Here is a 14002-nt window from a genome sequence, read left to right as displayed (position 1 = left end):
AATCATTGGGTCCAACGCGGCAGGACAGGCTTGCGGCGTACCAACCGAAGGAGATTCTCATGTCCGTCTTTGCATCCCCCCGTTTCCTCCCCAATGTCATGTGGGCCGACGCCGTTTCATGCGCCGCGACCGGCGCATTGCAGGTGGCTTTTACCGACGCGCTGGCACGGCTGACCGGCCTGCCGGCGCCGCTGCTCATGGGCACCGGCGTATTCCTGCTGGCATATGCGGCAGCCGCGGCCTTCATGGCCACCCGCCGCATGCCGCCCCGCACACTCATCGGGCTGGTGGTGGCCGGCAATTTCGGCTGGGCGGTGGCCTGCGTGGCCCTGCTGATGAGCGGCCTGTTCGCAGTCACCGTATTGGGCATGGCCTGGGTGCTGGCGCAGGCGCTGTGCGTGGTGGTGCTGGCCGAGCTGCAATGGACGGGCCTGCGCCGGACCCGCGGCAGCGCGAATATGGCCCTGGCTTGAGCGAAGCGGATGCCGGCGACGCCTATTTACCCGGCATTCGCGGCCATGAGGAATGTGGCGCCGCGGGGGCATGGCAGGGAAGACCGACTACAACAACTGACATCGATCCCTGCTATCTTTGAGGTGCATCCACGAACAGATCGAACCAACAGGAGTTCCTCAATGGCCAAAGCACCGGCGCACGCCTTTGCGTCCACCCTCAAGACCTTCAAGACCCCGTCCGGCGCATCCGGCAAATACTGGTCCCTGAAGGAGCTGGCCAAGCAGTATCCCTCCGTGAACCGGCTGCCGGTGTCGATCCGCATCGTGCTCGAGTCGGTGCTGCGCAATTGCGATGGGCAGAAGGTCTCGCCCAAGCACGTCGAAGAATTGGCGCACTGGGCACCCAACGCAGACCGCGTCGATGAAATTCCGTTCGTCGTCACCCGCGTGGTGCTGCAAGACTTTACCGGCGTGCCGCTCCTCGCTGACCTGGCCGCCATGCGCAGCGTGGCCGCCAAGCTCGGCAAGTCGCCCAAGACCATCGAGCCGCTGGTGCCGGTAGACCTGGTGGTCGACCACTCGGTAATGGTCGACTACTACGGCACGCCGAAGGCGCTCGACCTGAACATGAAACTGGAGTTCCAGCGCAACAACGAGCGCTACCAGTTCATGAAGTGGGGCATGCAGGCCTTCGACACCTTCCGCGTGGTGCCGCCCGGCTTCGGCATCGTGCACCAGGTCAATCTTGAATACTTTGCGCGCGGCGTCTACAAGAGCTCGAGCGACAACGCCGAGGTGCCGGTGTACTACCCAGACTCGCTGGTCGGCACCGACAGCCACACGACCATGATCAACGGCGTTGGCGTGGTCGGCTGGGGTGTGGGCGGCATCGAGGCCGAAGCCGCCATGCTGGGCCAGCCGGTCTACATGCTCACGCCCGACGTGGTGGGCTTCGAGCTCACGGGCAAGCTGCGCGAAGGCGTAACGGCCACCGACCTGGTGCTGTACGTCACCTCCATCCTGCGGGCCGAGAAGGTGGTGGGCAAGTTCGTCGAATTCTTCGGACCCGGCGCGGCTTCGATCGGCGTGCCCGACCGCGCCACCATCGGCAACATGGCGCCCGAATACGGCGCCACCATGGGCTTCTTTCCGGTCGACGAAGCCACTGTCGCCTACTTCGAAGGCACCGGCCGCACCAAGGAAGAGGTCGAGCGCTTCGAGGCCTACTACAAGGCGCAAGGCCTCTTCGGCATGCCCGCGCCCGGCGACATCGACTACACCAAGATCGTCAAGCTCGACCTGGGGACGGTATCGCCCAGCCTCGCGGGTCCGAAGCGGCCGCAAGACCGCATCGACCTGGGCCACCTGTCCACCAAGTTCTCCGAACTCTTCAGCAAGCCCAACGACGCCAACGGCTTCAACCAGCCGGCCGAGCGGCTCAAGCTGCGCTATCCGCTGACCACGAGCGGCCAGGGCGACGACAACGAAGCCGCGCCGCCGCCCCCCGGCGCGCCGCGCGAACTGGTCGAGATGGTGGCAAACCGGTCGACCAAGGCTGCCGCCCATGTGAACGCCACGGCACCGGCAGCGCCCAAGGGCGGTGTGACCATCGGCAACGGCGACGTGCTGATCGCGGCCATTACCTCGTGCACCAACACGTCGAACCCGAGCGTGATGCTCGCGGCCGGCCTGCTGGCCAAGAAGGCGGTGGAGGCGGGCCTCACGGTCAAGCCGCACGTCAAGACCTCGCTCGCGCCCGGCTCCCGCATCGTCACCGAATACCTCGAGAAAGCGGGCCTGCTGCCGTATCTCGAAAAGCTCGGCTTCTACCTGGCCGGCTACGGTTGCACCACCTGCATCGGCAATGCGGGCGACCTCACGCCCGAGATCAACGACGCCATCATCAAAAACGACCTGGTCGGTGCGGCCGTGCTTTCGGGCAACCGCAACTTCGAGGCGCGCATCCATCCGAACCTGAAGGCCAACTTCCTGGCCTCGCCGCCGCTGGTGGTGGCCTTTGCGATTGCGGGCAACGTGATGGTCGACCTCATGACCGAGCCGGTCGGCAAGGGCAAGAACGGCAAGAACGTGTACCTGGGCGACATCTGGCCCACGCCGAAGGAAATCGACGACAACCTGCGCCATGCGATGAACGCCAAGTCGTTCCGCGAGAACTACGACAAGGTGAAGACCGACCCCGGCAAGTTTTGGAGCAGCATCCAGGGCACCAACGGTCAGGTCTATGACTGGCCTTCTTCGACCTACATCGCCGAGCCGCCGTTCTTCGAGGGCTTCAAGATGGAGCCGCACGCATCGGACGCGGGCTTCAAGGGCGCGCGGATCATGGCGCTCTTCGGCGACTCGATCACCACCGACCATATTTCGCCCGCAGGTTCCATCAAGGAAAGCTCGCCCGCGGGCATCTGGCTCAAGGCGCACGGCGTGGCCAAGGCCGACTTCAACAGCTACGGCTCGCGGCGCGGCAATCACGATGTGATGATGCGCGGCACTTTTGCCAACGTGCGCATCAAGAACCTGATGATTCCGCCGGACATCAATGGCACGCAGGAAGAGGGCGGCGTCACGCTGTTCCAGCCCGGCAACCAGAAGATGTTCATCTACGACGCCGCCATGAAGTACATGGAGCAGGGCATTCCAACGGTGGTCTTTGGCGGCGAGGAATACGGCACCGGCTCGTCGCGCGACTGGGCCGCCAAGGGCACGCAGCTGCTGGGCATCAAGGCGGTGGTGGCGCGCAGTTTCGAGCGCATTCACCGCGCCAACCTGGTCGGCATGGGCGTGCTGCCGCTGCAGTTCCGCGGTGCCGATTCATGGCAGACGCTGGGCCTCTCGGGCGAAGAAAAAATCGATGTGGTGATCGGTGGAGCACTCAAGCCGCAAATGGACGTGAAGCTGGTCGTGCACCGTGCCGACGGCACGCACCAGGAAGTGACGGTGCGCCTTCGTATCGACACGCCGATCGAGGTGGACTACTACAAGCACGGCGGCATCCTGCCGTTCGTGCTGCGGCAGTTGCTCAACGACTGATGGTGCAGGGCGCCCGCTTCAGGTCGACCAGACAGGAGCACGTGTCATTTACTCGCCTTTAGCGGCCCGGTAGACGGTGCTGACCCGCTGAGCGGCTTGATCGAGCAGCACAGGCCAGTCGCCAGCGGGGCGCGGCGCGGGCACCTCGCATGTCTTGGCGTTCGTCATGGCGCATTGCATGCGCAACATGCCATAGGAGGCCGGCCAGGTCGGGTCGTAGTTGATGTGCTTGGCCGCGATCTTGTCGCGGGCATCTTGGATGCCGGCCTTGACCGCTGCGGCGGCCTGATCAGGCTGCTCCTTCATGAACCGGACAAAGTCCCGAGTGCTCTTGTCGAAGGCGAGCGTAAAAAAAGCCTCGTTGCTCGAGATCTCGGCCCGGCCACTGTCGTCCGCGAAGCGCAACGCGTCGTACCAACCCATGGTGGCCTGCGCGGCAATGATTCGAAGCATTGTGTCGAAACGCGGCGGCTTTTGCTGCAGCGCCTTGGGGATATAGAAGACCTGAAACAGTTCCATGGTCTCCATGGGCGTTAGTTCGCCCTTCTCGGCGGCAGTCAAGCGAGCATCGAAGTCGCGTAGCGCGCTGGCGTGCTGCGCCTGAGTGGTTTTCTCGTCACCAATTGCCGTGATGAGCGCACGCGTCTCCGCGCGGCGTACCTGCCACGCGTCCTGGAGAGTTTGCACCCTGACAGTCCTGTCCTGCGCGTGGGCGGCAAGGGGTGCCATGAAAACACTGAAAAGAACTCCGAGAGCGATGCTCTTGATGTGTGTTTTTGATTTCACTTCAAATTCCCTTGGGTAACGTAATGGGCTGGATTGACTGACAGCGCTAGCTCAAGCCAAGACAGGCCCGGGTTGCGCCTGAACCGGCCGATTCACCTGCAGAGGCTGCTGGTTCTGTTGCTGGTTCTGCGCCTCGGCGAAGGCCTGCGAGCTTTGCGCAAGGGGTGTGTTCAGGGCCACCACCGTGTCCACACCGATCACCTTCGACAGTGCGGCGCCCGGCTGGCCCTGCACCGCAATGAGCTTGCTGCCGTTGTCGTTCAGCACCACATGATCGATCTGCTTGAGCCTGGATTCACAAGCCGATGCGGCCAACGTGCCGGCGGCATTGCAGGTGCGTTGATCGGAAGGGATGCTGTGCTCGGCGTTGATCTTCTCCAGGCCGGCCAAAGCCTGCTTGTACAGCCCGTTGCCTGGATGCCCTGGCTGGTTCAAGAGCGGGGCTGCCTCAGTCTGGCTGTGAAGCCACGGACGGGTGAGCCTGTCCACGGCACGGGAGGCATCATCGCGGATCTTTTGCCCCGTCTCTTGCAGCGCCAGCCCAGCCCGCTGGGTACCCGTAGTCACCGTGTCGCGCACCGCATCGTAGGCCTGCCCCGCCGCACGGCCGACGGCCGTCACACCTTGACCGACTGCTTGGGCGGCATGCACATTGTTCTGCAGCGGAACGGATGCGATGGCACGGGCGTTGTATACGTCGTTGCGATAGCGATCGATCATGCCGCGATGGGCGTGATAGCGCGCCTCGTTCTCCGGCGAGATGATCGAGCGACCTAGGGTCTCGCCGTCGGGCGAGAAGTTGTCGGCGAAATGCGCGCTGAAATCAGTAGCCTTGGCGGGATTGCGCGCACTCAGAGCGCCGCCGTCGTCGCGATATCCGGCCTTGCCCAGCGTGTCGATGTCCTGCTGGACCGCATACACCCGCACCTCGCCAAAGTGCGCACTGGCCGCGCTCACCGGATCACCTGCGCGAACGTGGTTGATGGCTTGATGGCCGCCTTTGGGAACGCCATGCACCAGCCCGGCCGCGCCAAAGGCGTTGATGGTCTCGCCTTTGAGGCCGAACTTGTGGGCGTGAAGTTGGGCCAGCGTGCCGCCGAGCGAGTGGCCGGTGACGGTGACATTGAGAGGCTGATTGTTCTTTTCTGCATCGGCCTTTGCCTTGTCCAACACCTTTTGCGTGAAGGCATTCGCGTCACGCGCCTGGGCGTTGACGCCCGCCAACGCCATGCCGACATCGACGAGGCCGTCTTGCACCGGCTCGCGGCCGAATTCGGTGCCGCGATAGGCAATCACCACCTCGCCCGTATCGATCCGCTGATAAGCCGTTGCTTGGAAGCCTGTCGTCGGGTTGTCTTCATGGTCGAAGGTCCTGTACTTCACATCCCCCAGGACGACTTCATGGTTGGGCTCATGGTCTTTGTATGAATCCTTGGCCAGCAGCGCGTAGTCCCTGGACGTGATCGTCATTGGAATTTCTCCTTGGCAGTGAGCGTCGTCGAGAAAGTGTTCTTCGAGTCTTGCCCGAAGTCGGACCGGTTTGCCCTGCCGCTGCTGATAAGCGGGTGGTCGTCCTTCTTCGACTTGGCGTATTCGCTGAAGTAAGACCCGTTGTTGAAATAACGGGTGACGGACTTGCCCACCAGAATGTCTTCAAGGGCGATGGAGTGGCCGAACACCAAGTTGCCAATCTGCAGACCGAAGTCGGCGAAGGGCATGGACCAGCGGCAAAGACCCAGTCCAAAGTAGTCCTCGTCCTTCAACAGGTCGACATAGAGTTCACCTTTGTAGACCTTGTCGCTCACGCGGGTCAGGGCCATCGGGACATGCTTTTCGGGCGTCAGCCTGACGCCGCTGAAAGAGGTGAGCGGCACGCAACGATCATTCGACACTTGGTAGCCAGTGGACCCTTCAATGGCATCAAACGGCCCCGGCGCGTCCTCGATGGTTAACGTGATTTCATAGCGCATCTTCGGATGCGGATTGAGTTTGATATCGGGTTGTTTCATGGCTTGGCCGCAAGCGGTTGTGGTGAGGGCAAGAAGAACGGCTAGAGCGGGGATGAGGCGCTTCATGATGGCTATTGAATGCGAACCGGTTGGCTGCAGTCGGCGCCGTAAGTGCGGCAGTTGTGTTGCCAGCGACGCCATTACAGGTTTGGAAAGCTTTTTGTTTGGCGGTATCTAAGACTTGTTGAAAAAGGTGCCATGCCACCTTCAGCGGGACATCGCAGGCGCTGCCTGCTGCGCGGTCTGCTGGTTGTTCTGCTGCGGAGCTTGCTGCTGTGCTTGCTGCACGACTGTGAACGCCTGCGAGCTTTGGGCAACCGGCGTATTCATAGATTCCACCGTCGGCACATCGACAAACTTGGAAAGCGCGGCGCCCGGCTTGCCTTGAATCGCGAAGATCGTGCTGTTGTCGTTGCCGCCCAGCGTCATGTGATCGATGCGGGTCAAACCGCCTCGCAATGCGGCCACTGCGATGGCGGCCGCGGCGTTGTCGGTCAATTGATCGGACTTGCGGCCGAACTGGGCGTCGATCTCTTGAAGGGCGGACTTCGCCTGCTTGAAAAGCGGGCTGTCTTGCAGCGACTGACCGGGCTCGGGATCGCCGGGCTTGTAGCCGCGGACGAGCTTGGTTTCCCATTCGGCGGCGGCGGCCTTGCGTTCCTTGAGGGAGTTCTGGCCGCCATTGATATCTTCGGTGGCACGGGTGATGTCGTGCTGATGGCCGTGGGCCACCACGCGTTCCTTCCAATACTGCACTGCGATCCTGGCCGAGTTGGCTGGCTCTGAAGCCAAATCGGGGTGATTCACGAGGTCCAGGCCAAGCGCTTTGCCATAGCGTTCGTAGTTGTAGCGGCCCGTCAATTGAACAAAGCCGCGACCGTGAAACTTCCACCCGTCGCCTGGCTCAGTGTTGCCAAGATCACGGCGACCACCATAGATGGCTTCAGCCACCTTATCCGGCCCACCCGAGGCAATGGCGCTGGCGTCTTCCTGGGTCATCTCCGGGTGCCGTTTGTGCGGAGCCTTGAACACGTTCTGGCCCGAATAGCGCAGGTTTTCGTGCGCTTTGGTAAAGCCGTGCGATTCCACCTGCATCTGGCCCATGAAGTTGGCCAGCTCCTTCGCGTTTGTGATGCCCGCTCCCTGCGCGGCCTGCAACACGAAGTCGCCGTTTCCTTTGGAGTAGGGGGCTGCGTGGTGCGCGTTGTGTGGGTGCGGTGCGTGACGAGTTGGACGTTGTGACATGGCGAGTTCTCCCTGGATGAATCAAACTTCAGCGCGTGCTTGGCAGGCCGTGGGCTTCGATGTCCGCGTCGGCCTTCCATTCGGATGTGATGCGTACCAGCTCAGTGTCTTTTGTCTCCACCAGAGTCGATGGCCGGCACACCATCTCGCGGGCCGCACGTAGCTGCCCGTCGCGCTGCACCAACAAGCCCGAGTGGGTGTTGGTGCCTTCGATCGAATAGAGGATGTACTTGTAGCCCTCGTTGCGGAACGAGTGGGCATAGCCAAACGTGCCACCGGCATAGAACAGGCGCGTGAACGTGAAGACCTCATGGCTGTTGCCGCTAGCCGGATATCTCAGTTCGATTTTTGAAGGTCGTCCATACAGGTAACGGACGCGTCTTTCACCCTGCGTCGATGCAGGCGATGCGCACAGCGAAACCATCTTGCGGCTGGAGCCTTGCAGCGTGCAGGAGAACACCGGCTCTTCGTTGGCCGCGCACAAGCTGGGTACCTGCGTCTGTGTCCGCGCGTTCTGCGCAACGGCATGAAGGCAAACCAGACTGAGAGTGGCGCCGGCGAGGAATGAGGCGATGCGGTTCATGAAGTACTTGCTATGAAAAATTGCTAGTTTGTCGCCGCGCTATCCATCGGCGTTGGCAGCATGAAGTGGTGCGATTGCAAGAAAAGAATGAAGCGCGCTGCGGTAGGGCGCCTCATGATGGCTATTGAATGCGCGCTGGGAGGCTGCAAGCGGTGTAGTAGGAGCGGCAGTTGGTGAATCCACCGTCACGACATGTCTTTACGCCCGAGGCAACCGCTTGATCCACTGTCGGAGCATTGCCTACGTTGTAGGCGCCGTCACCTACGACAACGGCAGCACATTGGTTGTCATAGGCAATGTCAATCTTGCAGTTCACACCGCCTTTTGACTGGCAGTTCCGCATGGCTACTTGTGACGCTTCTCGTTTGCTCCGCTTGTCAATGGCTACTCCCAAAGCGTCATTGGGTCCGTCTGTCGCAATCGCGCCCCACCGGCTTTCCCATCGCGGTGCTGATTGCTGGGGTGCTTGTTGCTGTCCATACCCCGGGATCGGCGAGCAAACAATGGCAGCTGCTCTGCCGTTGTTATGGTCAATAGTGCCCGGTGGGCAGAACCCGCCCTCGGCATGCACCACGCAATTCCAAAGCAACCCCGCCATCATCAACAACAAGACTCGCGCCAACGTTTTCATCATGCGGCTCCATCAACCTTGAGGGCTTTTGGTGGCGAGTGGGGCTGATGCAGCTCTGATTTCATCAGCAGGTGGATGCGCCGAGGTGCGGTTGGGACTGCCACCGAGCCCCCCAGTGCTGCCTGTTTGATTCGATGTTGTTTGCGGCGCTTGCCCGGCCGCCGGCGCATAAGTCCCCGGCGCCTGCCCCCCCGGCCCCTGCTGCGCACCGGCCCCGCCACCGAGCACCGAACTCGTATAGAACTGCCCCAGGGTCGCTCCAAAGAACTGCGCCGCCGCCGCAGGCGCGGTCACCAGCAGCACCGTCAGCAGCAGCCCGATGCCCCCTTGCAGCATCGCCTGGCTGGTCAGACCCGTGCTGCCGCTGATGCCCAGAAAGCTGGTGATCGCCTTGCTCCCCCACAGCCCCGCGGCAATGCGCAGGTTCAACTCCAGCACCAGCGACACCATGAAGCTGAGCACCGCCATCGAAAACAGCAGCCCGATGCCGTACAGCAGCCACTTGTGAAACAGCGACTCGGTCTGCTTGAAGATCAGGCACAGGATGAACAGGGGGCCCAGGCTGATGAAAAGCGCCAGCCCCACCTGGTAGGTCAGCAGCAGCGCCCCGGCCGTGATCGCCGGGCCGGACACGCCCAGCGCCCCGACGAGCGAGGACATGCCCACGCTGGTGACGTTGGAGCCGCTGGTGCTCACGTTCAGGCCCTGCGCGTTGTCGATGGCCGACATGACCACCTGGGTGAGCACCAGATTCCTGTCGATGGCCGAGACCGGCGATTCCTTCTCGCCGGTGACCATGTAGTTGACCTCCTTGAGCAGGCCGTCCGTGAAGATCGAATGCAGGTTCGGGCCCCCGAGGGCCATGGTGCTTGCGGCGATCACGATCAAGGCGTTGCGGCTCATGCTGGCCACCAGGGCAATCATCGGCTCGCGTGACTGGCCGGTGAGGATGCGAAAGCCCTTGGTCGGGACGAGCGTCCAAGGCTGTGCCATCCTTCTGTCGAACGTATAGGTCGCAATCAAATTGCTATCTGGTGTCGCACTGCACATGGGCCGCTCCGGTGATTTGTCTTGTGAGCTCGGGATTCAGCGTGACATGGCCGGAGCCTCTTGCGCCCGGACAGGCAGAACCTCCTGCTGCGCTTGCTGGCCCTGCTGCTGGGCATGCACCTCGGCCGAGGCCTGCGAACTCTGCGTCAACGGCGTGTTCAGGGCCTCCACTGTGTCCACAGAAACCACCTTCGACAGCCCGCTTCCGAGCTTGCCCTGTACGGCAATGATCCTGTCGCCGCTGGTGCCGCCCAACACCAAATGGTCGATGCACTGCATACCGGCACATTGCGCCTTCAGCGCCACGTGGCCTGCGGCGTTGTCGGTCTGGTGATCCGAGGTGCGGCCGTACTTGACATCGATCGCCTGCATGCCGGCTTGGGCCTGCTTGAACAAGGCATTGCGAGGGTGGATGGGGTCGGTGAGTAGATCTCCTCTGCGCGATGCCTGCGCATGGACTTGCTCATGCGCAGAAGATGGTGGCGTGGAGCTTGCGGCGCTGCCATGCAGTGGAGGCTGGGTCCTGAACTCTGGCTTGGCCCGCAGGGCGCCGACGATCTCAAAATCACCCCCCGTTCCAATACCCGTCTTTCTGCGTGCCTTTGGACACCACAGCAGGGCCGGTACTGACCTGCGAGCCCAAGAACTCGATGTTCCCGTGCTTGTCGTAGCCCTTGAAAATGCCTACGTGCTGACCGTGCCCGCTCTTGAACATCAGAACGTCGCCACGCTGCAATTCGCCGTTAGGTTGACTGGCCCTCTTGGCGTCGACCACGTCGAACTGCTGCCTTGAGTAATCGCTGACTTGGCTGCCGTTGAACAATTTGCTGGTAGCGAAGGGTGCGTCTCCCACGTCATAGCCAGCGTTCTTGAGCCCTCGCCACACGAGTGACGAGCAATCCACGCCGCGCAAGCCATCGCCATCGAGATCCTGCTCGGTACGGCTCGAATCGGAGCGACCGTTGGGCGAGTGGTTTCTCAAGTCCTTGTCACCGCGGCCATATTCATAGCGCCGCCCTTCTTCCATGAAGTGCAGATTTGCTTCGTTGAAGATGTCTTGGCTCATGCAATGCTCCTTAAAAAAAATGAGGCGTCAAAGACCCATCGAAAATTCGCCGAATTCCTTGGCCTTGACCCACCCGGCAGCACAGTCGCCCGCATACCGGCCGCGAGCATTCACGCGGCAGCGTTGGCCGGATGTGGACCGCATCCACTCGATAGGAAGGTCGCCGGGTTTGGCACAAAACGACTTGGCGGCACAAGCTTTGACCGACCGAACCGGGATGGCCATTACGTAGTACCACTCGGGCTCACTACCGGTGGACCCACGCGCGCTGGCCGTGACGCAAACGAACTGTCCGTCCTTGAGCTTTGCTTCAACATCGGGCTGGGACGGAGGCAGCGAGCGCCGGAGCATGACGGCGGCCTCGTCGTCAATGTAGACCTTGCCATAGGAGCCCTTCTTCGCACTGCATCCGCCGGCATCAATGTCGATGCGCCAATCGTTGAACGTGCATTCCTGATTCCAGCCTCTTTTCGACTGCTTACAGGACGCGTTGGGCAGGTTGGCGACCATGGGAGGCAGCGTGCTGGTGGAGTCGACGGAAAGCGACCTTGCTGCGCTGCTCTGTCGTGGGGCGGTATCTTTTGATGGCGAGGCTGCATGGCCGATGGCGCTAGCGGCTAGCAGGGCAAGCCATAGGGTTATTGCTCGAAGGTATGCATTCATAGGCATTGGCCGGGTGTTTGGCAAGCGGGGCGTTACCGGGTGCGCACGGGGAGACTGCAGGCGGAGTAGAGAACGCGGCAGTTTTGGTTTCCCGCATCACGACATGCCTTCATGCCAAGTTCGGTGGCTATTTCTATGGTGGCGGCATTGGGTGTGGTGTAAGTTCTACTACCCACCACAAGCGCGGCGCACTGGTTGTCATACGCGGCTTCAAGCTGGCAAGTCACACCGCCTTGCCGCTGGCAATCACTTATTGCCGCTCGAGATGCTTCTCGCTTGCTTCGCTTGTCGATGGTTACGCCAATAACGCCGTTAGGGGCATCCGTCGCAATGGCCCCCCATCGACGCTCCCACTGCTCTGATGGCGGCTGCGGTGCCTGCTGATTTCCAGCGCCCGGAATAGGCGCGCAAGACGTGGGTTGATTGGGTGCGAACTGAAAGGGGTACATACCTGGAGGACACCCCCCTTCGGCGTGTGCTGCGCCCCCCGTTCCCAGCAACCACAGGCTCACTACGAGCAAACTACGCGAGAGATGTGTCGACATCGTTAGCTCCTCTGTATCACTGCATCGACTGGCGGGGGCGGTGGGACACCAGCGGTGCGGTCGCTGAGACCACGGGATGATTGACCAGCAGGAACCTTTGGTGTTGTCTGGGGCGTTTGCTGCTGATAAGACCCCGCTGGCTGCCCGCTCGGCCCCGGACTGCCCGCGTTCTGCTGCCCCCCGCTCACTGCCGGATATGGGTTGAAGTTGCCCATCGTCCCCCCGAAGAACGCAGCCGCCATCGGTGGCGCGGAGATCAGCAGCGTCGTCATCAACAGCCCGATGCCTCCTTGCTGCATTGCCTGGTTGGTCAACCCCTGACTGCCTTCGAGGTTGGTGATGGCGCTGGTCGCCCACAAGGCGGCCGCCACGCGCAGCGTTAGCTCCAGCACGATCGAGACCATGAAGCTGAGCACCGCCATCGAGAACAAGGTGCCCAGTCCGTATTTGAGCCAGCTCCAGAACATCTGCTCCGTCACCTTGAACATCAGGCACATGATGAAGATCGGGCCGAACCCGATGAACAGCGCCAGCGCCACCTTGTACATAAGCAGCATGGCCGCAGCTGTCATCGGCGGGCCGGCCACGCCCAGCATGGCGATCAGCGAGGCGCGGCCCGCGGCGGCCACGTTGTCGGCGCTGTTGCTGGCGTTGAGACCCTGTGCGCCGTCGATGGCGCCCATCGCCACCACGGTGTAGGCGAGGTTCTTGTCGATGACCTTTTCAGGTGCCTCGTTGCTGCCGGTGACCAGACCATTGATGCCCGAGGCCATGGTCTCGGTGAAGAAGGTCTGGATGTTGGAGCCGCCCAGGGCCATCGTGGAGGCGGCGATCAGGATGAGGGTGGTGCGGCTCGCATTGACCACCAGCCCCATCATCGGCTCGCGCGACTGGCCCGTGAGGATGCGAAAGCCCTGCACCATGATCCAGGCTGTAAACAGCACCAGGACAATGGCGGCGACCGCCGACATGGTGTTATGCATGAAGTCGTCGCGGAAAGCGTTGATCTTGTTGTCGACCCAAACGTAGATCAGCGCGAAATAGGCCATGTCCATGGTGAGGAGCCTTTACTTAACGGCCAGCGCGGCTGCCAGGGCGCCTGTCTGGATAAGCTGACCTGTACTGGGAAGACTGCCGGTGCCGCCTTTGATGGCGGTCTGGCTGACGGCGTTTTGCTGGCCTTCGTGGAACTTGATGGCGGATTCGTACGCCGCCAAACGGGTGCGCCAGAAACCCATTTCGGCTTGCAACTTTCCGATGGTGCGCAACGATTCGTTGGTGTTGGCCCACAGGTCGCCCTGATTCGAAATTGACCTGCGGTTGTCGTCGATCTTCGTGAGCAGATCGCCGTATTGCTGGAAGCGGTTCGCCATATCGATGCTGTCGTTGAAGGCTTGAACGCGCAACTGAATGAGCTGCTGGCAGATTTGCTGCTTGATCGAAGAAGAGTTGCCCGCTCCGATGGTGGCGACGTTGGTGACGTTCTGACTGGAGCCATCAGCCCCTGCGGCAACGCCCAATGCGCTGCCTAGTGCGCTGCTCAATGCGCCGCCGCCCTGGCCGGGACAGGCTTGTCGCACGTAGCCAGAGGTGTCCGAGATTTTCTGGAGCTGGTTGTTGGGTGTCAGCGCAGGCGTGAAGTCCAGCTTGGAGACTTTGGTCTTGATTTGGTTGAGGAGGTCGGAGGCAGTCTGGTTCAGATCGCCTTCGCCAATGCGGTCTTTAATATCCTTGAGCTTTTCGTTGGCGTCCTTGTCATTGACGGCCCAATCGGCATTGGCAGCTCCCGCGAACACCACGGCCAGGGAGAGGGCGGCGCGGGCTGCGAGGGAGGTTAAAAGTCGGCGATGGTGTTTGATGCGGTTCATGGCGGTTCCCGAAGGGCTTCAGTGTTCGTAGGGGGTGCTTTCCGGTCGGCCCG

Annotated in this window: 15 protein-coding genes; 2 read left to right on the top strand and 13 right to left on the bottom strand. The window is 61.7% G+C overall.

The genetic code is table 11. The features are described from left to right. Positions 1-59 precede the first annotated feature (59 nt). Positions 60-473: a hypothetical protein gene (locus V9L21_RS03725; RefSeq protein ID WP_337309271.1), complete on the top strand. Its 414-nt coding sequence runs from the start codon at positions 60-62 to the stop codon at positions 471-473. A gap of 162 nt (positions 474-635) precedes the next feature. Beyond that, positions 636-3503 (top strand): aconitate hydratase, encoded by a 2868-nt coding sequence (locus tag V9L21_RS03720; RefSeq protein WP_337309269.1) that lies wholly within the window; start codon positions 636-638, stop codon positions 3501-3503. Between the two features lie 48 nt (positions 3504-3551). Here the strand turns inward: V9L21_RS03720 and V9L21_RS03715 are convergent, their stop codons facing one another. From V9L21_RS03715 to V9L21_RS03665, 13 genes are all read right to left on the bottom strand, one after another. Continuing rightward, positions 3552-4289, bottom strand: coding sequence for a hypothetical protein (locus V9L21_RS03715; protein ID WP_337309267.1), 738 nt, complete (start codon positions 4287-4289; stop codon positions 3552-3554). 51 nt (positions 4290-4340) lie between these two features. Beyond that, positions 4341-5759, bottom strand: coding sequence for an XVIPCD domain-containing protein (locus V9L21_RS03710; RefSeq protein ID WP_337309265.1), 1419 nt, complete (start codon positions 5757-5759; stop codon positions 4341-4343). Continuing rightward, positions 5756-6364 (bottom strand): hypothetical protein, encoded by a 609-nt coding sequence (locus V9L21_RS03705; RefSeq protein ID WP_337309264.1) that lies wholly within the window; start codon positions 6362-6364, stop codon positions 5756-5758. The genes V9L21_RS03710 and V9L21_RS03705 overlap by 4 nt, the downstream gene beginning before the upstream one ends. 141 nt (positions 6365-6505) lie before the next feature. Continuing rightward, on the bottom strand, positions 6506-7543 hold the full coding sequence (locus V9L21_RS03700; RefSeq protein ID WP_337309261.1) for an XVIPCD domain-containing protein: 1038 nt from the start codon (positions 7541-7543) through the stop codon (positions 6506-6508). A 28-nt stretch (positions 7544-7571) separates the two neighbouring features. Then, entirely contained in the window at positions 7572-8126 is a 555-nt protein-coding gene (locus V9L21_RS03695; RefSeq protein WP_337309259.1) for a hypothetical protein, read from the bottom strand. Between the two features lie 121 nt (positions 8127-8247). Further along, positions 8248-8724 (bottom strand): DUF4189 domain-containing protein, encoded by a 477-nt coding sequence (locus V9L21_RS26375; protein ID WP_443304502.1) that lies wholly within the window; start codon positions 8722-8724, stop codon positions 8248-8250. A 45-nt stretch (positions 8725-8769) separates the two neighbouring features. Then, positions 8770-9750, bottom strand: coding sequence for a type IV secretion system protein (locus V9L21_RS03690; protein ID WP_337309257.1), 981 nt, complete (start codon positions 9748-9750; stop codon positions 8770-8772). Positions 9751-9843: 93 nt separating this feature from the next. After that, on the bottom strand, positions 9844-10221 hold the full coding sequence (locus V9L21_RS03685) for an XVIPCD domain-containing protein (protein ID WP_337309587.1): 378 nt from the start codon (positions 10219-10221) through the stop codon (positions 9844-9846). A 151-nt stretch (positions 10222-10372) separates the two neighbouring features. Further along, positions 10373-10873 carry an NlpC/P60 family protein gene (locus V9L21_RS03680; RefSeq protein ID WP_337309256.1) on the bottom strand — a complete coding sequence of 167 codons (501 nt, stop codon included), beginning with the start codon at positions 10871-10873 and terminating at the stop codon, positions 10373-10375. A gap of 27 nt (positions 10874-10900) precedes the next feature. Next, positions 10901-11383 (bottom strand): hypothetical protein, encoded by a 483-nt coding sequence (locus tag V9L21_RS03675; RefSeq protein ID WP_337309254.1) that lies wholly within the window; start codon positions 11381-11383, stop codon positions 10901-10903. Positions 11384-11568: 185 nt separating this feature from the next. Further along, complete coding sequence (locus V9L21_RS26370) at positions 11569-11985, bottom strand: DUF4189 domain-containing protein (protein ID WP_443304501.1); 417 nt, start codon at positions 11983-11985, stop codon at positions 11569-11571. 98 nt (positions 11986-12083) lie between these two features. Continuing rightward, positions 12084-13136 (bottom strand): type IV secretion system protein, encoded by a 1053-nt coding sequence (locus tag V9L21_RS03670; protein ID WP_337309252.1) that lies wholly within the window; start codon positions 13134-13136, stop codon positions 12084-12086. A gap of 12 nt (positions 13137-13148) precedes the next feature. Next, entirely contained in the window at positions 13149-13949 is an 801-nt protein-coding gene (locus V9L21_RS03665; protein ID WP_337309250.1) for a hypothetical protein, read from the bottom strand. Positions 13950-14002 lie beyond the last annotated feature (53 nt).

Origin of the sequence: Variovorax sp. CCNWLW235 (assembly GCF_037204085.1) — a bacterium.
Taxonomy (GTDB): Bacteria; Pseudomonadota; Gammaproteobacteria; order Burkholderiales; family Burkholderiaceae_C; genus Variovorax.
The sequence above is the reverse complement of the archived record's forward strand: the minus strand, read 5'-3'. Positions and strand labels throughout refer to the sequence as shown.

Bases quoted from the DNA above. Each gene is read 5' to 3' on its own strand.
- V9L21_RS26370 (WP_443304501.1), bottom strand. From the start codon at position 11,985: ATGTACCCCTTTCAGTTCGCACCCAATCAACCCACGTCTTGCGCGCCT.
- V9L21_RS03670 (WP_337309252.1), bottom strand. From the start codon at position 13,136: ATGGACATGGCCTATTTCGCGCTGATCTACGTTTGGGTCGACAACAAG.
- V9L21_RS03720 (WP_337309269.1), top strand. From the start codon at position 636: ATGGCCAAAGCACCGGCGCACGCCTTTGCGTCCACCCTCAAGACCTTC.
- V9L21_RS03725 (WP_337309271.1), top strand. From the start codon at position 60: ATGTCCGTCTTTGCATCCCCCCGTTTCCTCCCCAATGTCATGTGGGCC.
- V9L21_RS03675 (WP_337309254.1), bottom strand. From the start codon at position 11,383: ATGGTCGCCAACCTGCCCAACGCGTCCTGTAAGCAGTCGAAAAGAGGC.
- V9L21_RS03695 (WP_337309259.1), bottom strand. From the start codon at position 8,126: ATGAACCGCATCGCCTCATTCCTCGCCGGCGCCACTCTCAGTCTGGTT.
- V9L21_RS03710 (WP_337309265.1), bottom strand. From the start codon at position 5,759: ATGACGATCACGTCCAGGGACTACGCGCTGCTGGCCAAGGATTCATAC.
- V9L21_RS03700 (WP_337309261.1), bottom strand. From the start codon at position 7,543: ATGTCACAACGTCCAACTCGTCACGCACCGCACCCACACAACGCGCAC.
- V9L21_RS03690 (WP_337309257.1), bottom strand. From the start codon at position 9,750: ATGGCACAGCCTTGGACGCTCGTCCCGACCAAGGGCTTTCGCATCCTC.
- V9L21_RS03665 (WP_337309250.1), bottom strand. From the start codon at position 13,949: ATGAACCGCATCAAACACCATCGCCGACTTTTAACCTCCCTCGCAGCC.
- V9L21_RS03705 (WP_337309264.1), bottom strand. From the start codon at position 6,364: ATGAAGCGCCTCATCCCCGCTCTAGCCGTTCTTCTTGCCCTCACCACA.
- V9L21_RS03680 (WP_337309256.1), bottom strand. From the start codon at position 10,873: ATGAGCCAAGACATCTTCAACGAAGCAAATCTGCACTTCATGGAAGAA.
- V9L21_RS26375 (WP_443304502.1), bottom strand. From the start codon at position 8,724: ATGGCGGGGTTGCTTTGGAATTGCGTGGTGCATGCCGAGGGCGGGTTC.